The sequence below is a fragment of the Streptosporangium sp. NPDC002721 genome (assembly GCF_042888905.1).
Taxonomy (GTDB): domain Bacteria; phylum Actinomycetota; class Actinomycetes; order Streptosporangiales; family Streptosporangiaceae; genus Streptosporangium.
Window position 1 is genome coordinate 293,309 of sequence record NZ_JBIAQI010000003.1, and the last position, 21,085, is coordinate 314,393.

The following is a 21,085-nucleotide window of genomic DNA, read 5'->3' on the forward strand; positions in this document are numbered from 1 at the left end:
TGCTCACTGCGCTGGACGTTGTTGACGCCTGGAGAGGCTCCGGAACAGGCTGTGATCAACGCTCTGCGTCACCGGCTGAACTTCCTGATCAATGCCCAGCTCCGGTTCTCCTTCGGGCAGTAAGGGTTCTCAGCGGGCGCGTACTGCAACGAGTACTGCAACAGAGGCGCACGATGGCTCACATCCACACCCGTCCAGCACCGCTCAGGACTGGGTTGCGAGTCCCCGATCACGGCCTAGATGGTCCTGATAAGGAAGAGGTCCCAGGTTCAAGTCCTGGTAGCCCCACCCAACTCAGAGGCCATTTCCCGGCAGGGAAGTGGCCTTTTTCGATCTTCCGGGTGACCAAGCTTTTTGGCTTCAATGGAGAAGATCATGTCCATCGTTCCGGCTCCATCGAGCAGCACGGGGCGGAGCTGTCTCCGGTAGATCTTCTCCGTCACCGCGGTCCCCTTGTGGCCGATCGGGCAGGAGATGTTCTCCAAGTCCTTCTCCCTCACCGGGTAGCCCTGAGCCTTGAGCCGGCGGACCGCGACGTCCAGGTAGGCCGTCGTCCACAGGGTGACGCAGCGGAGCATGTCGAGGGCTGACGTCGGCGATTGGGCGCGTCTTTCGATGAAAGGACTCTCATGTTGGCCTCAGGGGCGCCTCACCGCCGGTCGTGATGCTTCGTATCGGGCCGGGTAACCGTTCGGGCCGAAGTTGACGGAGGAATGACATGAGCAGGATCAGAATGGTGCTGGCCGGAGCCGTCCTTGGTGCCGCCGTCGGAGGGGTGGCCGTCGCCACCCCGGCGTTGGCCGAGGAGCGTACCTGTCGTGGCACCCTCGCCGCGGTGACCCTCGACAACGTGCGCGTGCCGCAGGGCGCCACCTGCACACTCAAGGGAACCCGTGTCAAGGGCACCCTCAAGGTCGAGAGGAACGCGACCCTTGTCGCCCGCGGAGTGTACGTCGTCGGCAACGTCCAGGCCGAGAGAGCCGCCAGTGTCTCGGTCGTCGGCGGGTCTGTCGTCGTCGGCAGTGTCCAGGTGAAGCAGGGCGGCGCGGCCACCGTCGAGTCGTCGCGGATCAACGCCGACATCCAGTACGACGCCAACAGCCGCTACCTCAGGGCCAATGGCAACCGGGTCGGCGGCAGCATCCAGGTGGTCGGCAACCGAGGTGGCGCGCAGATCACCGGGAACAAGATCAAGGGCAACCTTCAGTGCAAGGAGAACCGGCCCGCGCTGACGGGGAAAGCCAACGCTGTCGGGGGCAACAAGGAAGACCAGTGCAGGCGCTTCTGACCAGCTGGTGATGACCGCCCAGACATGCCGGAGCGGCTCGGCGACGATCTCATGAGCGCTGTCCCTTCGGGGTCGACGTGAGGCCACCCGATCGGGCGATGTGATCGTCCCACATACGTGACCGACCAAGCCGCTGGGGATGGCCGGTCACGGGCGATCTCTCCGCGACGGTCATGAGAGGTCTTCTCGCGGCGGGGATGGGGATTCCCACAGCGGGGACGAGCGTGTTCTACGGGGCGGCGAGTGCCTCGGCCGGGAAGAGACGGGCGGTGCGGACGGCCGGGTAGAGACCGCCGTGGTCGTCGACGACGAGGGACGCATCCTCATGCGGAAGCGCACCGACAACGGGCTGTGGGCGCTGCCCGGCGGCGGGATGGACCTCACCGGGTCGGTGCCCCGGGCGGCCGTGCGGGAGGTGAAGGAGGAGACCGGCTACGACGTCGAGGTGACCGGGATGGTCGGGCTCTACATCTCCGGATCACGGTGGTCCCTTGATCTTTCGAGATCGCCGCTGACTCCAATGTGGCGTTACCGAATGTGAACGACAATCAGCCCGGCCGGAAATGGTCTCAGGGGATTGCCGTGCCGGAATCGTTGTTCGCGAGTCCGCCGGTAGGCGCGGTGGGCATATCCGTGAAGAATACGGAAAGCCGCGACGGGATCGTGACGAGGTGAAAGTTCGCGGGTGCCGGATTGTCGTCGATAATGCCACGATGAAACTTCAGGGGCGTCGCGCCGTATCCGCTGTGATGGTCCTGGCGCTGGTCGCGGGCTGCGGCCTCGTCGACCGAATCGCCGGACGCCGGGGGTACGTGGCCGAGGACGAGGCGATGGAGCCCACCATCGAGAAGGGGGGTCATGTCACGAGCCGCTTGACCGATGGCGAGTATGTTCCCAGGCGTGGTGACGTCATCGTTTTCCGGGCGCCTGAAACGTGGAGGGAACGGGGCGAGGGCGGAGACACCCTGTCGCGAGTCGTCGGAGTTCCCGGAAGCGTCGTGGAATGCTGTGACTCCATGGAACGAATGGTCGTGAACGGCGAGTCGCTGGAAGAGCCCTACCTGCTCGGCGCGCCGGCGTCCCGCACCGTTGTCGAACCTTTCACCGTCCCGGACGGGCACGTGTGGGTCCTGGGAGACAATCGTGATTCCGCCATCGACTCACGTTCCTATCGGACGTCCCTCGGCGGAGGTGCCGTCCCGGTGGCCAATGTCATTTCGGTGGTCGAGATCGAGGGCTCCCGGTAGAGACGGCGGATTCGGCAAGGAGATCCGACGGCCGACGCGCACCCCTCGTGTGACCTCGATCACAGCCGTACATAGGATGGCTCTGTAACGGGGGAGGCGGTTGTCCGATGGCGAAGCTGCTTTTCGTGATGACGGGGACGGCGTACTGGACGCTCAAGGACGGCACCAGGCACGCGACGGGATACTGGGCCGAGGAGTTCGCGGCCCCCTACAAGGCGCTCACCGACGCGGGTCATCAGGTTGTGGTGGCCACGCCCGGCGGGGTGGTGCCGTACGTGGACATGATGAGCCTGCGGCCCGAGATGGCAGGGGGCGCGGGGGCGGCGGTCGAGCTGGAGGAGATCATCCGCTCCGCGGAGGTGATGCGGCGGCCGATCGGGCTGGCCGACGCCCGCCTGGACGACTACGACGCCGTCTACCTCCCCGGCGGCCACGGTCCCATGGAGGATCTGTGCGTCGACGCGGACGCCGGCCGGTTGCTGACCGAGGCCCTGGCCTCCGGCAAGCCCCTCGCCATCGTCTGCCACGCGCCGGCCGCGATGCTGGCGACCAGGATCCACGGCGTGTCGCCCTTCGCCGGCTACCGCGTCACCGCGTTCACCAACGAGGAGGAGAACGCGGTCGGGCTCGCTCCCAAGGCCCGCTGGCTGCTGGAGGACGAGCTCGTCGGCCTCGGGGTCGACTTCACCAGGGGCGACGCGTGGAAGCCCTACACGGTGGCCGACCGCAACCTGCTCACCGGGCAGAACCCCGCCTCGGCGGCCGAGCTGGCCGGACGGCTGCTCGAAATCCTCTAGGGCACCGTTCGGCCCGCGCGCGTCAGGTCACCGGCCGGGTTTCCGGTACGCGAGGACCTCGCGGAGCAGCAGGTCCCAGTCCGACAGGAAGCGGGCCAGGCCGTAGCGGGTGAGGGCGGCGGCGCGGGCGGCCTTGCCCGCCTGTGCGGCTCGGGCGGGGTCGGCGACGAAATCCTCGAGGGCGGCGGTCAGGGTAGTGAGGCGGGTGGAGACGACCCCCGCCTCGGGGGGTACGGCCTCGACGGCCTCGGTGCCGGCGAGGGCGACGACGGGCAGCCCGAGGAGCATGGCCTCGATGAGAGCGAGGCCGAGCGAGGTCCACCGGTAGGGGTGCAGGTAGACGCGGCGGCGGGCGAGCTCGGTGTGCATCGCCTCCTGGGGCGGGTTCTCGAAGGTCCCGAGGGGCAGGCCGAGCCGCCCCGGCAGGCCGGTGACCTCCATGCCGAAGACGTCGAGTGGCACGGCCCTCGCGAAGGCGGGCAGCAGGTCGGTCCCGGCGACCCGGCCGCGCCGGACGGGCTCGTTGACGACGACGCCCGCGCGGGGGAGGTCGCCGGTGTAGCGGTGACCGGGATCGGGGACGCCGTGCTCGATCACGCGGGTGGGCGCGCGGCCCGAGTCCCAGAACAGGTCGTTGAAGTGGGTGACGTGGACCAGCGTGACGTCGTCGCGGTCGGCGAGGTGGTGCCGGGTGTGCGGGACGGCCCCGGCGGGGGTGTTGTGCTCGACGTAGACGGCGGGAAGGTCGCGGCCGGGGCGACGGCCGAGCCAGTGTTCGGCGAGGTCGGCCTCGTGCGGCCGCTGGAGTACGACCACGTCGACGTCCTCCTCGCGCAACCGGTCCCAGGGGACCTCGCGCGCGTTCGGCGGCCACGGGTAGGTGAGCGCCCGCCCGCGCCCGTCGGGGCCCCGGTCCGGGACGACGGGCACCAGGTAGTCGTGGCCGCCCCGCACGAACGCGGTGGCCCACGAGCCGTGCACGTGCCACAGCAGGATTCTCATCGGATCACCCTCTCCACCGCGCTGACGAGGTCGGCGGCGGTCTCCGGTGCCGTCGCCACCTCCCGGGGCAGGGTCCGCGAGGTCGGCACGAGGATGCCTCTCGCCCCGGCCGCCCGGGCGGCGTCCATGTCCCTGCCGATGTCCCCTATCACCACGCAGTCGCGGGCGTTCACGCCGAGGATCGCCGCCGCCCTCACGATGAGGCCGGGGGCGGGCTTGCGGCACCCGCATCCGTCGTCCTCGCCGTGCGAGCACACCGCCCAGACGTCGAACGGCCCCAGGAGCGTCTCCACCCGGGAGTTCACCTCGTGCAGTTCCTCGACGCCGATGAGGCCCCTGGCCACGCCCGACTGGTTGGTGACCACCCCGATCGGCACGCCCCTGCGACGGAGCCGGTCCAGCGCGGCCCGCGCGCCCGGCATGGGGCGCACCAGCCCGGGGTCGCGGTTGTAGGGGACGTCGACGACGAGCGTGCCGTCGCGGTCGAAGAGGACGGCGGCCGGTCGCGTCCGGCCCGGTGGCGAGTGTCTCTCGTCCTGAGTTTCCACGACGGCTCCCCGTGAATGTTCTCGCTGCCCAGCCGGAAAGGCCGTCAAACTCCCGAACGACTACTCACTGCGACAAGCGGCGGCTTTTCTGGTCTAGTGAATGGGCTTATGTCCGATTTCTTCGTTTGAGAAGCGCTGCTCTCGGTAGTCATTAGGTATCCGACGAGAGGCCACTCCATGAGATTTCTCGGCATAAACGCGATCTTTCATGATCCGGCGGCGGCCCTGGTCGTCGACGGGGAAGTCGTCGCCGCCGCGGAGGAGGAGCGGTTCAGCCGGCGCAAGCACGGCAAGCGCCCGCTCCCCTTCTCCGCCTGGGAACTGCCGGAGCGTGCCGCGGCCTGGTGCCTGGAGCGGGCGGGACTGCGGCCCGAGGACCTCGACGCCGTCGCCTACTCCTACGACCCCGATCTGGTACGGCCGGGCGGGCCGGGTCTCGACGAAGGCTGGGAGGACCTGCGCACCACCTACGCCCGCAGGGCGCCGGCCTTCCTGGCGAGCGTCCTGCCGGGCCTGGACTCCGAGCGGGTCCGCTACGTGCCCCACCACGTCGCGCACGCGGCCTCGGCGGGGCTGGCCGCGCCGTACCGGGACTCGGCGGTGCTGGTCTGCGACGGGCGGGGCGAGGCGGTCTCGCACCTGGCCGGGCACTACCGCGACGGGGAGCTGACGATCCTGGCCGCCCAGGAGCTGCCGCACTCGCTGGGGCTGATGTACGAGGAGGTGACCCAGCACCTGGGGTTCCTCCGCTCCAGCGACGAGTACAAGGTCATGGCGATGGCCTCCTACGGCGAGCCCCGTCACCTGGGCGCGCTGCGCGAGGTGATCCGCCCGGACGGGGAGGGCGGGTTCCGGGTCGAGCCCGTCGACTGGGGCGGTTACGCCAAGGCGCTGGAGCGCGGGGAGCCCTGGACCGAGGAGCACGCCGACCTCGCGGCGAGCGTGCAGAGGCGCCTGGAGGAGGTGCTGCTCGACCTCGCCCGCTGGCTGCACGGGCGGACCGGCGACCGGTGCCTGACCATGGCCGGAGGCGTGGCGCTCAACTGCGTCGCCAACACGCGACTGCTCGCCGAGGGGCCCTTCGAGGAGTTGTGGGTGCAGCCGGCGGCCGGCGACGCGGGCACCGCGCTCGGCGGCGCGCTGCACCTGGCCCAGGCCTTCGGCGAGCCGGCCGCGCCCATGCCGGGGGCCGATCTCGGCCGCGGCTGGAGCGACGAGGAGCTGGCCGCCTGGCTGGACGTGGCGCGGGTGCCGTACGAGCGGCCCGCGGACCTGGCCGGCGCGGTCGCGGCGGAACTCGCGGCCGACGAGATCGTGGCCTGGTTCCAGGGGCGCGGCGAGTACGGCCCGCGGGCGCTCGGCCACCGCTCTCTCCTGGCCCATCCGGGACGGGAGGCCAACACCGAGCGGCTGAACGACGTCAAGGGCCGCGAGCAGTTCCGCCCGGTCGCCCCGATGGTGCTGGCCGAACGGGCTCACGAGATCTTCGGCCGGGGCCCGGTCCCCAGCCCCTACATGCTCTTCGTGCACGACGTCCGGCCCGAGTGGCGCGAGCGGATCCCGGCCGTCGTGCACGTCGACGGCACCGCCAGGATCCAGACGGTGGACCGGGCGGACGACCCGCTGCTCGCCCGGATGCTACGGGAGTTCGAGCTGCGCACCGGGCTGCCGGTGGTGGTCAACACCAGCCTCAACACGGCGGGGAGACCGATGGTCGACGACCCCCGCGACGCGCTGGAGTGCTTCGGCTCCGCGCCGGTGGACCTGCTGGCGCTGGGCCCGTACCTGATCCGCCGGAGGGAGGTGTTCGCCACATGATCACGGTGGTGATTCCCACGGTCGGCCGCCCCAGCCTCGCCGGCACGCTCGCGGCCCTGGGCGCGGTGACCCCGGCGATCCCGGTGATCGTGGTCGACGACCGCCCCGAGGGCACCTCCGCCGGGCTCCCGCGGATGCCGGACCACGTCCGGACGCTGCGCTCGGGAGGGCGGGGGCCCGCCGCCGCCCGCAACACCGGCTGGCGCGCCGCCGTGACGCCTTGGGTCGCCTTTCTCGACGACGACGTGGTCCCACGGCCCGGCTGGGAGGAGGCGCTGCGCGCCGATCTCACCGGCCTGCCCGAGGACGTGGGCGGCAGCCAGGGGCGCGTCGAGGTCCCGCTCCCGCCCGGCCGGCGGCCCACCGACGCCGAGCGCAACACCGCGGCCCTGGCCGGCGCCAGGTGGATCACCGCGGACATGGCCTACCGGCGCGCGGCCCTGGAGCGGACCGGCGGATTCGACGAGCGCTTCCCCCGGGCCTACCGCGAGGACGCCGACCTCGCGCTGCGCGTGATGGCGGCCGGGTACCGGCTGGTCCGGGGTGAGCGCGTCACCCTGCACCCGGTCAGGGACGACGGCCCGTGGACCAGCGTCCGCCTCCAGCGGGGCAACGCCGACGACGCGCTCATGCGCCACCTGCACGGTCCCGCCTGGCGGGCGGCCGTCGGCGGCGCTCCCGGGCGGGTGCGCGAGCACGCCCTCACCACCGGCCTCGGCGCGCTCGCGCTCGTCACGGCGGTGACGCGGCCCAGGTGGGTGGCCGTCCTGGCCGGTACGGCGTGGGCGCTGCTCACCGCGGGGTTCGCCTGGCAGCGCATCGCTCCCGGGCCCCGGACGAGGGAGGAGATCCGGCGGATGGTGGTCACGACGGTGCTCATCCCGCCGGTGGCGTGCGCGCACCGCCTCCGCGGCGAGCTGCGGGTGAGGCGATGACCGCCGCGACGGCCGGCACCGTCCTGGTCGCCCGCCTGGACAACGCGGGCGACGTCCTGCTGGCCGGGCCCGCGATCCGGGCGGTCGCCCATGCCGCGCGGGAGGTCGTGCTGATGGTGGGACCGCACGGCCGGGCGGCGGGCGAGCTGCTGCCCGGGGTGTCGCGGGTGGTGGAGTGGCGGACGCCGTGGATCGACCCCGAGCCGTCGCCGATGACGGGGGCGCACGCGCTGCGGCTGCTGCGGATCCTGCGGAGGACGGCTCCCGAGCAGGCGCTGATCCTCACCTCGTTCCACCAGTCGCCGTTGCCGCTCGCCCTGCTGCTGAGGCTGGCCGGTACGCCGAGGATCGCCGCGATCTGCGGCGACCACGCCGGCTCGCTGCTGGACGTGCGGCACGTCGTCGACGAGACGGTGGACGTGCCGGAGGCCGAGCGCATGCTCGCCCTGGTCAGGGCGGCGGGCTTCGACCTGCCGCCCGGGGACGGCGGAGCGCTCGCCGTGCGGCGCCCGCTGCCGGAGACCGGCCCCCTCACCGGGCCGCCCGGATACGTGGTCGTGCATCCCGGCGTCTCCGCCCAGGCCAGGGCGTGGCCGGTGGAGAGCTGGACGGGGGCGGTACGGGACCTGGTCCGCGCGGGCCGGCGGGTCGTGGTGACCGGTGGCCGGGGGGAGCGGGCGCTCACCGCGCGGGTCGCCGGGACGGACGCCCACGACCTGGGCGAGAGGAACGCAGGGAAGTACGCCCACGACCTGGGAGGGACGCACGCAGGAACGGACGCTCGCGACCTGGGCCGGACGCACGCCGGGACGGACGCCCACGACCTGGACGGGAGGGTCGCGGGGCCGCAGGTTCCCGGCACCGGCGGGAGGGGCGCGGGGCCGCACGTCATCGACCTCGGCGGGAAGACCTCGTTCGCGCAGCTGGCCGCGGTGCTCGCCGGGGCGTGCGCGGTCGTCGTCGCCAACACCGGCCCGGCGCACCTGGCCGCGGCGGTCGGCACGCCGGTGGTCAGCCTGTTCGCCCCGGTCGTCCCGGCCGTCCGCTGGGCCCCGTACGGCGTGTCGACGGTGCTGCTCGGCGATCAGCGAGCCGCCTGCCGGGGCAGCCGGGCCAGGGAGTGTCCCGTTCCGGATCATCCGTGTCTTTCGTCGGTGAACAGCGAGCGGGTCGTCGAGGCCGTCGACCGCCTGACATCCGTGAGGGAGGTCGTTCGATGAGGATCGCCTTGGTATCGGAACACGCGAGCCCGCTCACAACCCTGGGAGGCGTCGACGCCGGTGGGCAGAACGTGCACGTCGCGGGGCTCGCCGTAGCGCTGGCGGGCAGGGGGCACGAGGTCGTCGTCCACACCCGCCGCAGCGGGCGGGACCAGCCGGACAGCGTGGTGATCGCGCCCGGCGTGACCGTCGAACACGTCCCCGCGGGCCCCCCTGAGCCGCTTCCTAAGGACGAGCTGCCGCCTCACATGCCCGCCTTCGCGGCCCACCTCACGCGCAGGTGGGCGGCCGACCCCCCGGACGTGGCCCACGCCCACTTCTGGATGAGCGGCCTGTCCACGCTCGCGGCCGCGCGGGATCTCGGGATACCGGTCGTGCAGACCTTCCACGCCCTGGGCACCGTCAAGCGGCGGCGGCAGGGAGCGGCCGACACCAGCCCGCCTGAGCGGATCGCCATCGAGGCCGACATCGGGCGGCGGGTCCACGCGGTCGTCGCCACCTGCTCCGACGAGGTACGGGAACTGCGGGCGATGGGGGTGCCCGACGGGAAGGTCTCGATCGTTCCCTGCGGGGTCGACCTGGACCACTTCCGTCCCGACGGCCCGGCGGCGCCCCGGGGCGGCCGGCCGCGTGTCCTCAGCCTCGGCCGCCTGGTGCCCAGAAAGGGCGTCGACACGGTCGTCCGGGCGTTGTGCCAGGTGCCGGACGCCGAGCTGGTGATCGCCGGTGGCGCGCCCGACGACGAGGAGAGCGGGCGGCTGCGCGAGCTGGTCGTCGGGTACGGCCTCACCGGCCGGGTGCGCCTGATCGGCGGCGTCGGCCGCGCGGAGGTCCCGGCCCTGATGCGCTCGGCCGACGTCCTGGTGAGCGTGCCCTGGTACGAGCCGTTCGGCATGGTCCCGGTGGAGGCCATGGCCTGCGGGCTGCCGGTGATCGCCTCGGCCGTCGGCGGCCACCTGGACACGGTCACCGGCTGCGGCGTGCTGGTGTCCCCGCGCCGCCCGCGAGCCCTGACCCGCGTGCTGAACGACCTGCTGGCCCGCCCCGACCTGCGGGAGACGATCGGGACGGCCGGAGCGCGGCGGGCCCGCGCCCGTTACGGCTGGCCCCGGGTAGCCCTCCGGACCGAATCCGTGTACCGGACCCTGATCAGCGGCCGGCTGGACCGGTTCGCCGTCGCGGAAGGCTGAGCCATGCACCCTCATCTGTTCCGGTTGAGCACGGCGCTGTCGGCCGTGAACGGCGAGATCCCCAGGATCTACGCGTGGGGCAGCAAGCTGGCCGCGGTACTGGGCGACGGCGGCCGGCTGCTCGTCTGCGGGAACGGCGGCTCGGCCGCCGAGGCCCAGCACCTGACCGCCGAGCTGGTCGGCCGCTACCGCGACGACCGGCGTCCGTACGCGGCGATCCCGCTGCACGCCGACACCTCCTCCGTCAGCGCGATCGCCAACGACTACGGCGCCGAGCAGGCGTACGCCCGCCAGGTGCGGGCCCACGGGAGGCTCGGCGACGTACTGGTGTGCCTGTCCACCAGCGGCGCGAGCCGCAACGTGGTGGCGGCCGCCGAGGCCGCCCGCGAGTGCGGGCTCACGACCTGGGCGCTGACCGGCCCCGCGCCCAACCCGCTGGCCGAGCTCTGCGACGAGGCCTTCGCGGTACCGGCCGACGACACCGCCACCGTGCAGGAGGTGCATCTCGCGGTGATCCACATGCTCTGCGAGGTGATCGAGGAGGAATGCCCATGACCGGCGACGCCAGGGCCTCGGCGGCCGCGGGAGGGCTCATGACCGGGCCGATCGTGGTCCTCGGGGACTCGCTGCTCGACGTGGACATCGAGGGGCACGCCGAACGGCTCTGCCCGGACGCCCCGGCGCCCGTCGTCGACGGGCGATCGGAGTGCCGCCGCCCGGGGGGCGCCGGTCTGGCGGCCCTGCTCGCCGCGCGCGACGGCGCCGAGGTCGTCCTGGTCACCGCGATCGGGAACGACGCCTCCGGCCGGTGCCTGGCGAGCCTGCTCGCCGACCACGTGGAGGTGGTACGGCTGCCGCTGCGAGGCGCCACCGTACGCAAGACCCGGGTCAGGGTGCGAGGGCGGACCCTGATCCGGATCGACACGGGTGACGGCCGGGCGCGGGGTTCGGGGGGAGACGACCGCTGCCCGTACCGGACGGGCCACGGCGGGCTCCGGTACGACCTCGCGGGCGGGTGGCCCGGCCGGAGCCTCGCCGGTGAGCGCGTCGCCGCCGTGCTGCGGAGCGCGCGGGCGGTCCTGGTCTCCGACTACGGCCGTGGCGTCGCCGAGCTGTGCCGCGACCTCCTGCGGGATCTCGCCGCACCGGTGGTCTGGGACCCGCATCCGCGTGGCGCCCCGCCCGCGCCCGGTTGCGCGCTCGTCACGCCGAGCGAGGCCGAGGCGCGGCTGCTGTGCGCCGAGCCGCGCGACACCCCGGACAGGATCGCCCGCTACCTGGTTCGCGACCTCGGGGCGGAGGCGGTGGCCGTCACACTGGCCGAGCGTGGGACCGTGCTCGCCCGCCGGGGCGGCCGGCCCCTCCGCATCCCGCCGCCCGCGCTCGTCACCGGGCGGGACTCCTGCGGGGCGGGTGACAGGTTCGCGACCGCGGCGACACTGGCCCTGGCGGAGGGCGCCTCCACCGAGGACGCGGTCGCGGCGGCGGTCGGCGAGGCCACCCGGTTCGTCGAGCGGGGCGGGGCCGCGGCGGTCCGGCTCCCCCGGCCCGCGCGGCGGCGCCGGTCGCCGGTTCCGCGGACGGACGTGCCCCCGGCCCCCGCTCCGGGCCCGGAGAGCCTGGCGGGGGCGGTCCGGGCCGCCGGGGGCAGGCTGATCGCCACGGGGGGCTGTTTCGACCTGCTGCACGCCGGTCACGTCAGCCTGCTGCGCCGGGCCAGGGCCCTGGGGGACGCGCTGATCGTCTGCGTCAACTCCGACGAGTCCGTCCGGCGCCTGAAGGGTCGGGGCCGTCCCGTGGTGGGCGAACGCGACCGGGTCGAGGTGCTGCGGGCGCTGGAGTGCGTGGACGCCGTGGCCGTCTTCGACGGCGACACCCCCTGCGCGCTGATCGGCCACCTCCGCCCGGACGTGTGGGTGAAGGGCGGCGACTACACCGGCCGCGAGATGCCCGAGACCGAGGCGGTGTGGCGGGCCGGCGGCGACGTCGTGATCCTGCCCAGCGTCCCCGGACATTCCACGACCGGCCTCATCGCCGCGGCGCGGCGGCTTCGTGATCCGGAACCTCGCGGGGGCTCCTCGCGACCGGGGGGACTTCATGACCAGGGGGATCTCACGACCGGGGGGACTTCATGACCAGGGGGCTTCACGGCCGGAGGAACTCCATGACCAGAGGGATCTCGCGACCGCAGGAACTCCATGACCAGGGGCTCCTCGCGACCGGAGGAACCCCGTGACCAGGGGAACCTCGCGACCGGAGGAACCCCGTGACCGAAGGGGCCGGCGACCGGAGGAATCCCGCGGCCAGAAGGGCTTCACGACCGGAGGAACCCCGCGACAAGGGGACCTCACGACCGAAGGGGAGACATCCATGGTGGGAAACATCCTGATCACCGGTGGCGCGTCCGGCCTGGGACGGGCGGTCGCGGTCGCGGTCGCCAAGGCGGGTGGCCGGCCCCTCGTGGTCGACGTCACCGCGCCCGAGGCGGGCACCGACCACGTGGCGGGCATCGACCACGAGACGGCCGACGTCTCCGACCGCGAGCAGGCGGAGCGGGCCGTGCGCGAGCTCGCCGAACGGGCCGGCGGGCTCGACGGCGTCGTCACCGCGGCGGGCGTCGACGCCTGCGGGGCACTCTCCGACGTCCCCGCCCCTGACTGGGAACGGGTGATCCGGGTGAACCTGCTCGGCACCGCCTCGATCGTCCGGGCGGCACTGCCGTACCTGCGGCGCTCCGGGGGCCGGGTGATCACCTGCGCGTCCACCCTGGGCCTGCGCGCGGTGAGCGACGCGACCGCCTACTGCGCGGCCAAGTTCGGCGTCGTCGGGTTCACCCGGGCCCTCGCCGCCGAGCTCGCGGGACAGGTGGGGGTGACGCTGCTGGTGCCCGGCGGCATGCACACGAACTTCTTCGCCGACCGGGACGAGCGCTACCGGCCCGGCCCCGACGCCCGGCTCAACCAGCCCGAGGACGTGGCCGCCACCGTGCTGTTCGCCCTCGGCCAGCCCGCCGGTTGCGAGGTCAGGGAGCTCGTCGTCTGTCCCTCGACGGAGACGTCGTGGCCGTAGGTCCGGGAGCTCGTCCGTCCTGGGACGGAGACGTCGTGGCCGTGGGTCCGGGAGCTTGTCCGTCCTATGACGGAGATGTCGTGACGGCAGGTCCGGGAGTTCGTCCGTCCCGCGACGGAGATGTCGTGGCCGTGGACCCGGGAACCGCGGGTAGGAGGGTGCCGGAAGGACGTAACGGTGCCGGGCGCGCCGGGGTGCCGGAGCTGGTCGCGCTTCGCGGGCTCGGGCTCGGCGACGTGCTCACCGCGGTGCCCGCCCTGCGGGCACTGCGGCGCGCCCACCCCGGGCACCGGATCGTGCTGGCCGCGCCGGCTCCCCTGGCGGGACTGGTGCCGCTGATCGACGCCGTCGACGAGCTCCTCGACGTGTCCGGACCCGGGCCGGTGCCCGTCGATCGTCCCGACACGGCGGTCAACCTGCACGGCCGCGGCCCGCAGAGCATCGCCGCGCTGCGCCGTACCCGCCCGCGACGGCTGCTCACCCACGCGCACCCCGGCTTCCCGGACGCGCAGGGGCCGCCGTGGCGGTGCGACATCCACGAGACGGTCCGGTGGTGCGCGTTCCTGGAGTGGTACGGCATCGCGGCCGACCCCGCCGACCTGGCCCTTCCCGCGCCGCCCTCGGAGACGACCGGTCACGTGATCGTCCACCCGGGTGCGGCCGGCCCGGCCAGGCGCTGGCCGCCGGAACGGTTCGCCCGGGTGGCCGCCGCGCTGAGCCGTACCGGACGCCGGGTGCTGGTCACCGGGAGCGCGGCCGAGCGGGCCCTCGGGCGGAAGGTGGCGGCGCTCGCCGGGATGCCGGAGGAAGCCGTCCTGGCCGGTCGTACGGACGTCGGAGCGCTGGCGGCCCTCGTCGGGTCCGCGCGGCTGGTCGTCTGCGGCGACACCGGCGTGGCCCACCTGGCCGCCGCGTTCGCCACCCCCTCCGTGGTGCTGTGCGGTCCCGTCGCGCCGGCCCTGTGGGGGCCGCCGGCGGCGGGACCGCACCTCGTCCTGTGGACCGGACGCCGCGGCGACCCCCACGGGCACCGGCCCGATCCGGGCCTGCTGGAGATCGGCGTGGGGGAGGTCCTCGACGCCGTGGGCGCGCTGCTGGAGGTGAGCGCGAGATGAGCGCGCGACCGGCGCCACCGGATTCCTCGAGTCCCGTTCCCGCGCTTTCCGGGGATCGCCGGGCGTACGTCGTCCCAGGTGACGGCCTCAAGCGCTGGGGTGAGGAGGGACGGGCCGGGCGGCCGCCTCGAAGGCCGACAGCCGCAGGAGATGCCGCCAGGCCGAGAAGAACTCCATGGGGCGGGAGGTCATCAGGCTCACCATGTCGGGCGCAACGGTCTCACCCTTGGGCTTGCGCGTCCCAGGCCGCCGCGTCGGTGGCGAGCGCGTGCAGGCGAGGATCGCGGGGATCCCAGTCGATGGTCTCGTCGAGGGCCTGGTAGGTACGGACGAACTCGGGGTCGTCGAGAGCGGCGTTCTTCGTGGCGGCGAACTCGTGGATCGACTCCGGGGACAGGGCGGCGACGATGATCCACACGTCGCGCCCGATGCGCACCATCTGCTCGCTGAAGTCCAGGGCGCGTTACCGGTCGAGGATTCGGGCCACCTCATCCGGCACAAACAGCCGATCGCCCGCCGTCAGCTTGGTGATGCGTCGGCGGTGCCGGCTGAGCTCGCGCGCCTTCCTCGCCAGCTCCCTGTCGATGTCGGCGATGGCCCTGGCGAACTTCTCGGGCTCCGCGCCGAGCAGCTCGTCGAACGCGGGCCAGGGGCACGCCAACGTCGGCCAGGGTCTTGATCCGGATCAGATCCATCACGGCCTGGGCGCCGTAGCGCCGGTAGCCGGAGGCGTCGCGCTCGGGCTCGGTCAGCAGGCCGCGCTGGTGATAGTGGCGGACAGTTCGGAGCGTCACGCCCGCACATGTGGCGAGTTGGCCGATGGTGAGCATCGGCACTCCTTCACGACACGCGCCGCCACAGGTCGTCGATGGCCTGCAGAACGACGTCCGGAGCATCGGTGCTGATCGTGCTGTGGCGCGCATCGAGCAGAACACGTGTTTGACCGTTCTCCGCCGAATCCCCGAGGGGCCGGTAGAGAGCGGCCTTACCCTCGGTTATCTCACGCAGCACCTGTTTGGACATCAGGAACTTCATGCTGGTGTCGATTCCAAGCGCGACGAGCGCGATCAGTGGCTTGTCCGGGACCTGGCCCCACGCCTTGAGCTCGTCGCGCAGCTCAGGCACGTTACTGCGCTCCTGCGCGCTCGCCCGTTGTGGCTCGACCGTGGCGTACTTGGCCAGGAGTGCCTGCCTGACCTTCGGCGGCCATGTGGCGAACATCTTCCCGTACAGCTTGCGTGAGGCGAAGGCGATGAGACGCATAGCCAGGTCACCCGGCATCGGTTGTGGCCTGAGGCGCGTCTTCGCGCCGATCAGGTGTGTGTCCCACTCCTCGTAGAAGGCGTCGAGGTAGACCACGCTCGCCACCTCCTCGGAGAACAGCTAGATGAAGCGCCGGGCGTAGGCACCGCCGAGCGAGTGCGGCACGAGCAGATATGGAGCGGGCACGTCCGCGGCCAGCAGCAGCTCGCGCAGCTCGGCGACGGTAACGGGAGTTCCACCGGGTCGCTCCAGCCGGTGCCCGCGCGGTCGTAGAGGACGGAGGTGGTGAACTCCGCGACGCGCTCGTGCAGGTTCAGGTAGTCGAGCCCGACGGCGCCGGCACCGGGCAGGAACACCACGGCGGGACCGCCGCTGCCGGACCTGTGGAGGAAGAGGTGACGTCCCTGGACCTCGCGGTGACGCCCCGCCGGGGGGCCGGGTGAAGTGGTCATGCCCCAATGGTGCGAACCTGCCTCTACATCAAGGTCAAGCTTTGCCGTTCGCCCAGGTCAGAGGCAGAAAACGCGCTCTGCTCATGGAGAAAAAAAGGGCTCTGTTCGGGGAAATACGGGCTCTGTCGCCTCGCGTACCGGCGCGACGACCTCGCCGGTCAATCCAGGGACCCGCGATCGCCTCACGCCCGCGATCGTTGTGGACCGTATCCGCGGGTTCCGCCCTCTCCCACCTCTCCTGACAGAGAGGCCCGGGTCAGGTCCTGGTGGCCCAACCGGCTGGGAGGCCGTTTCCCGGTGGTGCGGGATTCCCGGCACCATCTCGTGCTACCGAATACTATTCCATTCGGAAAATATGTGAATAAACTTTACTTTCGAGGCGTGGATGATCAAGATAGTGGTTATCCGGGGCCTCCAGCAAGGGTATTTGTGCGCTTTTTTGGTAACTGGTTACGGGATTTATATACCCTAGAACGCCGATGTCTGATTTATGGTAATTCGTCGGATACCCCCAGGTCACCCGGGGTGAGGCTCTATGGCCTACGAACATAGGTGATCCTCGGTGACCGGCTGTGACCAGGAAAAATACGCCTATCCGGAAAAGTCGTAAAATCATTCAGGAAACGACTCTCTTGCCGTCCCAGATCCGATAGAAATCTCCCTGTGGGATTGGTTCGGGTGTCTGACGTGCCATGACCTCCTGAAAAGGTCGGTTTGCCGTCCGGAATCAGTCGGGTCGAGCCCGGGCGGACGGTCAACGGTGATCGGCCGGCGTAAGTCTCGACCTCTAGTGAAGGCAAGGGATCGCCATGGTCGCCAACGAAGGTTGGTGGCGTCGATGGATGCCCGGGGAACTCGAGAACGCGGTGCTCGCGCATCTCGTCGCGAGTGGACTCTTCGAGGTGGTCCATCAGGTGGAGAGGGTCCTCGCGGTGGTACCTGGAGGGCCCGGCTGTGCCTAGCCGGATCTTCCCTCCAGATACCAGCGGTTTTGCAAGGTGAAACGCACGAAGGAACGACCCTCGGGCGCGCATTCCGGATCAGGAATGCGTGAGCGGGGGTTTTTCCCTGTAAGCGCCGACTGTGGTGCCTGTCATAAGCACGCCGACTCTGCGTTCCAGAGTCCGGCCACCATAAGCCTTCCCCGCCGGCGCCGGTGAGCGAACTCGTGTGACTCTCCGCAGCGAGGCAAATGCGACCTCGTGCGGGACAACATTTTGGCGTTTTTTTGGTCCAATCCGCAACCAAAAGCCAATAATTCATAAGGGATAATACTCTCAAAAGAGGCATTTCGGTCAATATGGCTGGCGTCCGGCATGAACGACGGAAACTCCTGATGCGCGAGCGTCGGCCGTGACATGCCTGCTCATCAGCTGGGAAACCGGATCGGCGATGCTTCGGTAACCATCTCCTTGCTCGGCGCCCTCATGGAGGAAGCCTCGCCCACGGGTGGTTGCGAGCGGACCGATATCGACCCGTCGAGTCGCGAACATCGTCAGTGATCGGCCGGGCGGACGCCGGTACACCGAAAACGACTTCGAAAATCCAATAAGAAAATTATTCACGCACCGCTCTTCACATAAAGGTAATCAAGAGTTTGAAGTGCGTGACAGGACTCGGCGCCTTAATGGGCGGACCGGTCCGGCTCACTCTTCTTGCCGGGAGCCACGACCGGGCCGCTCGAAGGAACGGAGACGGGGATCATCGGCCGGTGATCAGACGGATGTCCCCCAGCTCCTGAGTGACCGCAGGCCCGGCGACGCCGGGACCGGGGGGCGAGGCTCCCTTCTGGGGCCTCGCCCCCCGGTGACCGGGCCGGGGACTCATCCGGCGGGAAGCCGTGACGCGACACGGCCCGACACGACATGGCAGGTCGTCGCGTCGGGTCGTCGTCACAGGTCGGTGGATATGATCTTCTCGATGTTCCGTTCGGCGAGCGCCGTGATGGTGACGAACGGGTTGACGCTGGTGTTGCCGGGGATCAGCGAGCCGTCGATGACGTACAGGCCGGGGTAGGCGGTGAGGCGGCCGTAGTTGTCGGTGGCCTGGTTCAGGACCGCGCCGCCGAGCGGGTGGTAGGTGAGGTGGTCGCCCCAGATCTTGTACACGCCGAAGAGGTCGGTCCGGTAGATCGTCCCCTCCTTGGCGTTGATCTTGTCGAAGATCGTCTTGGCCATGTCGATGGACGGCTGCTTCCAGGCGGTCTGCCAGTTCAGGTCGACCCTGCCCGTCGCGGCGTTCCAGGAGAACTGGGCGCGGTGGGGGTTCCTGGTGATCGACAGGTAGAACGAGGCGAAGGTCTCGATCCCGACGGGCAGCGGCGCGACCTCGGCGAACGCGCCGCCCGCGGCCCAGTTGTCGATACCTGAGCAGGGGATGGTCGACTGGAGGCTGCCGGTCGGGTCCCACAGGTGGTTGGCGCGGCCGCACATGACGTTGCCGTTGTCACCCCAGTTCCTGCCGATCTCGCCGTTCAGGTTGGGCAGCGCGCCGGTGGCCTTCAGCTTGACCAGCAGCTTGCTGGTACCGACGCTGCCGGCGGCGAAGAACACCCTGTCCGCGGTCACGGTCTTGGTGGCGGTGACGTTGCCGCCGGTGTCGAGCTGCTCGATGACGACCGTGTAGCGGCCACCGGACCCCGGGGCGACCGAGGTGACCCGGTGCAGCGGCGAGACGGTGACGTTGCCGGTGGCCTTGGCCAGGGCGATGTAGGTCTTCTGCAGCGACTTCTTGCCGTGGTTGTTGCCGTAGAGGATCTCACCGGCGAGCGCCGACTTGGTGGCGGTCCCGGCGGCCTCCTGCTTCATGTAGTTCCAGTCGTACACGTTGGGCACGGGGACGAACGGGAGATTGGAACGCTGGGCGTGCTTCCTGCCGACCCGGCTGTACTGGTAGCAGGCGGTGGTGTCGAACCAGGCCGGGTCGATGGAGGTGACCCCGAGCCCGGCGGTGGCGCGCGGGTAGTAGGTGTTGTACATCTCGTCGGCGTTCACCGACGGGAGGACGGCGCCGAAGTTCTCCCGCCTGGGGACGACGGCCATGCCGCCGTTGACCAGCGACCCGCCGCCGACGCCGCGGCCCTGGTAGACCGTGATGCCGCCGAACTCCTCGGCGTCCAGGATCCCGGTGTAGCGGGTGATGTCCCTGTCGATCGGGAGGCCGAGGAAGTAGTTGAGGGGGGCCTTGGTCTTGGTACGCAGCCAGTAGGACCGGTGGTCCGGCGAGGTCGTGGTGCAGAAGATCTTGCCGTCGGAGCCCGGGGTGTCCCAGGCCATGCCCATCTCGATCATGTGGACGTCGACGCCGGCCTGGGCGAGACGCAGGGCGGCCACGGAGCCGCCGTACCCGGTGCCGATCACCAGGGCCGGGGCATGGGCGCCGTTGGAGATCGGGGCGGCCGCGGTGGCGGCCTGCGCCTGGGCCGTGCCGGTGTGGCCCGTGAGGGCCGTGATACCTAAGATAGAACCAGTTCCAGTTATGAATCCGCGACGCGACACGCCCTTGGCGCCGGATTCAGCTGAGCCTTTCTCTCGCATGTGATTTTCCTCACACTTGGGGGGTGGAACCAGTTCTATATGTTTCTGGTGTGTTAATCCACCACGCCGTCCGCGAGTGATTTGTGGCCTGCGGGCTACCTGAAACTCCAGGTCACGGTGGGGCGGGCGCCAGGTGCGACCGGACCCCTCCCAGCGGGCCCCGCCCGGGGGCCGGATCCCGTGGGACGGCCCGTCACCATGACCTCCCTGATCAGGTGGGTGCCATGGTGACAGGCCCGTCGGCGGGCGTACGGACGTGGGAGCCGTCCGCCAGGGTGCTCGGGACGTCAGCCCTCGCAGGACTCCCGGACCTCGGCGGTGCAGATGTCCCTGCCCTCGCCGCCGACGACGGAGTCGGAGCCCAGGTTGCCTTCGAGGACGTCGTCGCCGCCGTTCCCGCTCATGGTGTCGCCGCCGGTCTGGCCGGAGACGATGTCGCGGCCCGAACCGCCGGAGAAGCCGTCCTTGCCGGCGCCCAGGAAGGCGCGCATGGACAGGGCGGTGTTGTTGCGCAGGGTGTCGGCGCCGCCCTGGAGGCTGGCCTGGAGGCCGGTGATCCCGGTGGCGGGGCAGCGGACCGTGTTGTCGTCGACCTTCTGGCAGGCACCCGAGGTGGAGAGCGTGTCGTTGGCGTTCCTGACGAGGAGCGTGCCGTCGACGTCGACGTCGACGCTGATGTCGTCGGCCAGGTTTCCCGCGTTGACGGACAGCAGGCTTCCGGTCACGACCACGTCGGTGCCGGCCAGCGCGGGCCCGGCGAGGGCGAGTGGCGGGGTGACCGTCAGGATCCCCACCGCCAGCACCCGCAGCCCGGCCCTGCGGACCACCCCCGGCCGCGACGGCTCGCGCTGTGTGACGTTCCTCCGTGTACGCATGAATCCCCCGTGTGTTCGGCTGCCGGTCCCTTCTGGCGGTGACCGGTCGGCGGGCTCCGTGCCCGGGACGATTACATCCCGTTACCGCCCGTCACCTCGCGGCGCTCCGCCCACGGTGAGAGAACTGTTTTACGGAGAGTTCTGAAAGCTAGACCGTCCCCGTCCCCGTCCCCTCCGTTCCTTCCACGCCCTTTCCGCGCCCCCACCCCTGTGTGGGGGCGCCTCCTCGCAGGGCGGACCGCTCAGCCCTGGGCCGGGGTCAGTTCCGCCATCCGCGACCAGCCCTCGCCGGGCACCTCGACGTTGATGATCTCCGGGGTCGTCGCGATCACCTCGGGCATCCAGGCCATGGCGGTCGTGAAGTGCTCCGAGCTCACATGGGCCTCACCGGCGGCGGGCGAGGCGAAGGCCTCCAGCAGGACGAACTGGCCGGGCGTGTCGACGCTCCTGGACCACTCGAAGAAGACGTTCCCCGGCTCGTCGCGGGTGGCCTGGGTGAACTCGTCAACGAGCGAGAGCCACTCCTCGGCGCGCTCGGGACGGATGGTGAAGTTGACGGCGATGAAGATCATGGGTTGGCCTCTCCAGCTCGGTTCCGGTCGGTCTGGCGCTGTCGAGAACCGGGACGGACGCCCGTCTCGCGGGTGTCGCGCGGGACGGCACCCGGCGCCATGGCCAAGATAAGTGGCGGATGCCGTCACACGGGCACCGCCGTCACCGTCGTCACCAG

The 21,085-nt window shown here is 71.0% G+C and carries 21 protein-coding genes and 2 pseudogenes; 12 read left to right on the top strand and 11 right to left on the bottom strand.

The features are described 5' to 3' along the window. Positions 1-269: 269 nt before the first annotated feature. A complete protein-coding gene (locus ACFYWM_RS05490; protein ID WP_389908945.1) occupies positions 270-578 on the bottom strand; it encodes a hypothetical protein in 309 nt (102 codons plus the stop codon). Between the two features lie 140 nt (positions 579-718). On the opposite strand from ACFYWM_RS05490, the gene ACFYWM_RS05495 reads away from it, so the two are divergent. Together ACFYWM_RS05495 and ACFYWM_RS05500 are read left to right on the top strand one after the other, a co-directional pair. Next, the gene (locus ACFYWM_RS05495) at positions 719-1,288 is read left to right on the top strand and encodes a hypothetical protein (RefSeq protein WP_389908948.1); all 570 of its coding nucleotides are present in this window, start codon (positions 719-721) and stop codon (positions 1,286-1,288) included. A 289-nt stretch (positions 1,289-1,577) separates the two neighbouring features. Further along, positions 1,578-1,757, top strand: a pseudogene (locus tag ACFYWM_RS05500) (NUDIX domain-containing protein); the annotation flags it as partial. A 100-nt stretch (positions 1,758-1,857) separates the two neighbouring features. Here ACFYWM_RS05500 and ACFYWM_RS05505 read toward each other — a convergent pair. Further along, positions 1,858-2,148 carry a hypothetical protein gene (locus ACFYWM_RS05505; protein ID WP_389909342.1) on the bottom strand — a complete coding sequence of 97 codons (291 nt, stop codon included), beginning with the start codon at positions 2,146-2,148 and terminating at the stop codon, positions 1,858-1,860. Here ACFYWM_RS05505 and lepB point away from each other — a divergent pair. Together lepB and ACFYWM_RS05515 are read left to right on the top strand one after the other, a co-directional pair. Next, a complete protein-coding gene (lepB, locus tag ACFYWM_RS05510; RefSeq protein ID WP_389909336.1) occupies positions 2,038-2,535 on the top strand; it encodes a signal peptidase I in 498 nt (165 codons plus the stop codon). The genes ACFYWM_RS05505 and lepB overlap by 111 nt on opposite strands. 107 nt (positions 2,536-2,642) lie before the next feature. Then, positions 2,643-3,332, top strand: coding sequence for a type 1 glutamine amidotransferase domain-containing protein (locus ACFYWM_RS05515; RefSeq protein ID WP_389908951.1), 690 nt, complete (start codon positions 2,643-2,645; stop codon positions 3,330-3,332). Positions 3,333-3,359: 27 nt separating this feature from the next. Here the strand turns inward: ACFYWM_RS05515 and ACFYWM_RS05520 are convergent, their stop codons facing one another. Beyond that, positions 3,360-4,334, bottom strand: coding sequence for a glycosyltransferase (locus ACFYWM_RS05520; protein ID WP_389908953.1), 975 nt, complete (start codon positions 4,332-4,334; stop codon positions 3,360-3,362). Beyond that, a complete protein-coding gene (locus tag ACFYWM_RS05525; protein ID WP_389908956.1) occupies positions 4,331-4,882 on the bottom strand; it encodes an HAD-IIIA family hydrolase in 552 nt (183 codons plus the stop codon). Before ACFYWM_RS05525 ends, ACFYWM_RS05520 begins: the two co-directional genes overlap by 4 nt. 177 nt (positions 4,883-5,059) lie before the next feature. Here ACFYWM_RS05525 and ACFYWM_RS05530 point away from each other — a divergent pair, with 177 nt between their 5' ends. The 8 genes from ACFYWM_RS05530 (at position 5,060) to ACFYWM_RS05565 (ending at position 14,229) form a co-directional block, all read left to right on the top strand. Beyond that, positions 5,060-6,700, top strand: a complete 1,641-nt coding sequence (locus ACFYWM_RS05530; protein WP_389908958.1) for a carbamoyltransferase — start codon at positions 5,060-5,062, stop codon at positions 6,698-6,700. Then, the gene (locus tag ACFYWM_RS05535) at positions 6,697-7,635 is read left to right on the top strand and encodes a glycosyltransferase family 2 protein (RefSeq protein ID WP_389908961.1); all 939 of its coding nucleotides are present in this window, start codon (positions 6,697-6,699) and stop codon (positions 7,633-7,635) included. The genes ACFYWM_RS05530 and ACFYWM_RS05535 overlap by 4 nt, the downstream gene beginning before the upstream one ends. Continuing rightward, complete coding sequence (locus ACFYWM_RS05540; protein ID WP_389908964.1) at positions 7,632-8,855, top strand: glycosyltransferase family 9 protein; 1,224 nt, start codon at positions 7,632-7,634, stop codon at positions 8,853-8,855. Before ACFYWM_RS05535 ends, ACFYWM_RS05540 begins: the two co-directional genes overlap by 4 nt. After that, positions 8,852-10,045 carry a glycosyltransferase gene (locus ACFYWM_RS05545; protein WP_389908967.1) on the top strand — a complete coding sequence of 398 codons (1,194 nt, stop codon included), beginning with the start codon at positions 8,852-8,854 and terminating at the stop codon, positions 10,043-10,045. Before ACFYWM_RS05540 ends, ACFYWM_RS05545 begins: the two co-directional genes overlap by 4 nt. Before the next feature lie 3 nt (positions 10,046-10,048). Then, positions 10,049-10,600: an SIS domain-containing protein gene (locus ACFYWM_RS05550; RefSeq protein WP_389908970.1), complete on the top strand. Its 552-nt coding sequence runs from the start codon at positions 10,049-10,051 to the stop codon at positions 10,598-10,600. After that, a complete protein-coding gene (gene rfaE2 / locus ACFYWM_RS05555) occupies positions 10,597-12,180 on the top strand; it encodes a D-glycero-beta-D-manno-heptose 1-phosphate adenylyltransferase (RefSeq protein ID WP_389908972.1) in 1,584 nt (527 codons plus the stop codon). The genes ACFYWM_RS05550 and rfaE2 overlap by 4 nt, the downstream gene beginning before the upstream one ends. Before the next feature lie 235 nt (positions 12,181-12,415). Continuing rightward, a complete protein-coding gene (locus ACFYWM_RS05560) occupies positions 12,416-13,114 on the top strand; it encodes an SDR family oxidoreductase (RefSeq protein ID WP_389908974.1) in 699 nt (232 codons plus the stop codon). A 158-nt stretch (positions 13,115-13,272) separates the two neighbouring features. Beyond that, a complete protein-coding gene (locus ACFYWM_RS05565) occupies positions 13,273-14,229 on the top strand; it encodes a glycosyltransferase family 9 protein (protein WP_389908977.1) in 957 nt (318 codons plus the stop codon). Between the two features lie 220 nt (positions 14,230-14,449). Here ACFYWM_RS05565 and ACFYWM_RS05570 read toward each other — a convergent pair whose 3' ends face one another. The 7 genes and pseudogenes from ACFYWM_RS05570 to ACFYWM_RS05600 form a co-directional block, all read right to left on the bottom strand. Then, positions 14,450-14,668, bottom strand: coding sequence for a hypothetical protein (locus ACFYWM_RS05570; protein WP_389908979.1), 219 nt, complete (start codon positions 14,666-14,668; stop codon positions 14,450-14,452). A gap of 24 nt (positions 14,669-14,692) precedes the next feature. Further along, positions 14,693-14,890, bottom strand: coding sequence for a hypothetical protein (locus ACFYWM_RS05575; protein WP_389909345.1), 198 nt, complete (start codon positions 14,888-14,890; stop codon positions 14,693-14,695). A 22-nt stretch (positions 14,891-14,912) separates the two neighbouring features. Next, positions 14,913-15,152 (bottom strand): annotated as a pseudogene (locus tag ACFYWM_RS05580) (MerR family DNA-binding transcriptional regulator); the annotation flags it as partial. Beyond that, the gene (locus ACFYWM_RS05585; RefSeq protein ID WP_389908982.1) at positions 15,070-15,588 is read right to left on the bottom strand and encodes a hypothetical protein; all 519 of its coding nucleotides are present in this window, start codon (positions 15,586-15,588) and stop codon (positions 15,070-15,072) included. The gene ACFYWM_RS05585 and the pseudogene ACFYWM_RS05580, both read right to left, overlap by 83 nt. 2,248 nt (positions 15,589-17,836) lie before the next feature. Continuing rightward, a complete protein-coding gene (locus ACFYWM_RS05590) occupies positions 17,837-19,480 on the bottom strand; it encodes a GMC oxidoreductase (RefSeq protein WP_389908985.1) in 1,644 nt (547 codons plus the stop codon). 287 nt (positions 19,481-19,767) lie between these two features. Continuing rightward, positions 19,768-20,355 (bottom strand): calcium-binding protein, encoded by a 588-nt coding sequence (locus ACFYWM_RS05595; RefSeq protein ID WP_389908987.1) that lies wholly within the window; start codon positions 20,353-20,355, stop codon positions 19,768-19,770. Positions 20,356-20,597: 242 nt separating this feature from the next. Beyond that, positions 20,598-20,927 carry a putative quinol monooxygenase gene (locus tag ACFYWM_RS05600; protein ID WP_389908990.1) on the bottom strand — a complete coding sequence of 110 codons (330 nt, stop codon included), beginning with the start codon at positions 20,925-20,927 and terminating at the stop codon, positions 20,598-20,600. Positions 20,928-21,085 lie beyond the last annotated feature (158 nt).

What these genes read in the sequence shown, in the direction of transcription:
- lepB (WP_389909336.1), top strand. Translation starts at nt 2,038, where the DNA reads ATGGTCCTGGCGCTGGTCGCGGGCTGCGGCCTCGTCGACCGAATCGCC.
- ACFYWM_RS05505 (WP_389909342.1), bottom strand. Translation starts at nt 2,148, where the DNA reads ATGACCCCCCTTCTCGATGGTGGGCTCCATCGCCTCGTCCTCGGCCAC.
- ACFYWM_RS05595 (WP_389908987.1), bottom strand. Translation starts at nt 20,355, where the DNA reads ATGCGTACACGGAGGAACGTCACACAGCGCGAGCCGTCGCGGCCGGGG.
- ACFYWM_RS05535 (WP_389908961.1), top strand. Translation starts at nt 6,697, where the DNA reads ATGATCACGGTGGTGATTCCCACGGTCGGCCGCCCCAGCCTCGCCGGC.
- ACFYWM_RS05495 (WP_389908948.1), top strand. Translation starts at nt 719, where the DNA reads ATGAGCAGGATCAGAATGGTGCTGGCCGGAGCCGTCCTTGGTGCCGCC.
- ACFYWM_RS05545 (WP_389908967.1), top strand. Translation starts at nt 8,852, where the DNA reads ATGAGGATCGCCTTGGTATCGGAACACGCGAGCCCGCTCACAACCCTG.
- ACFYWM_RS05490 (WP_389908945.1), bottom strand. Translation starts at nt 578, where the DNA reads ATGCTCCGCTGCGTCACCCTGTGGACGACGGCCTACCTGGACGTCGCG.
- ACFYWM_RS05590 (WP_389908985.1), bottom strand. Translation starts at nt 19,480, where the DNA reads ATGCGAGAGAAAGGCTCAGCTGAATCCGGCGCCAAGGGCGTGTCGCGT.
- ACFYWM_RS05570 (WP_389908979.1), bottom strand. Translation starts at nt 14,668, where the DNA reads ATGGTGCGCATCGGGCGCGACGTGTGGATCATCGTCGCCGCCCTGTCC.
- ACFYWM_RS05515 (WP_389908951.1), top strand. Translation starts at nt 2,643, where the DNA reads ATGGCGAAGCTGCTTTTCGTGATGACGGGGACGGCGTACTGGACGCTC.
- ACFYWM_RS05540 (WP_389908964.1), top strand. Translation starts at nt 7,632, where the DNA reads ATGACCGCCGCGACGGCCGGCACCGTCCTGGTCGCCCGCCTGGACAAC.
- ACFYWM_RS05530 (WP_389908958.1), top strand. Translation starts at nt 5,060, where the DNA reads ATGAGATTTCTCGGCATAAACGCGATCTTTCATGATCCGGCGGCGGCC.
- rfaE2 (WP_389908972.1), top strand. Translation starts at nt 10,597, where the DNA reads ATGACCGGCGACGCCAGGGCCTCGGCGGCCGCGGGAGGGCTCATGACC.
- ACFYWM_RS05520 (WP_389908953.1), bottom strand. Translation starts at nt 4,334, where the DNA reads ATGAGAATCCTGCTGTGGCACGTGCACGGCTCGTGGGCCACCGCGTTC.
- ACFYWM_RS05550 (WP_389908970.1), top strand. Translation starts at nt 10,049, where the DNA reads ATGCACCCTCATCTGTTCCGGTTGAGCACGGCGCTGTCGGCCGTGAAC.
- ACFYWM_RS05600 (WP_389908990.1), bottom strand. Translation starts at nt 20,927, where the DNA reads ATGATCTTCATCGCCGTCAACTTCACCATCCGTCCCGAGCGCGCCGAG.
- ACFYWM_RS05560 (WP_389908974.1), top strand. Translation starts at nt 12,416, where the DNA reads ATGGTGGGAAACATCCTGATCACCGGTGGCGCGTCCGGCCTGGGACGG.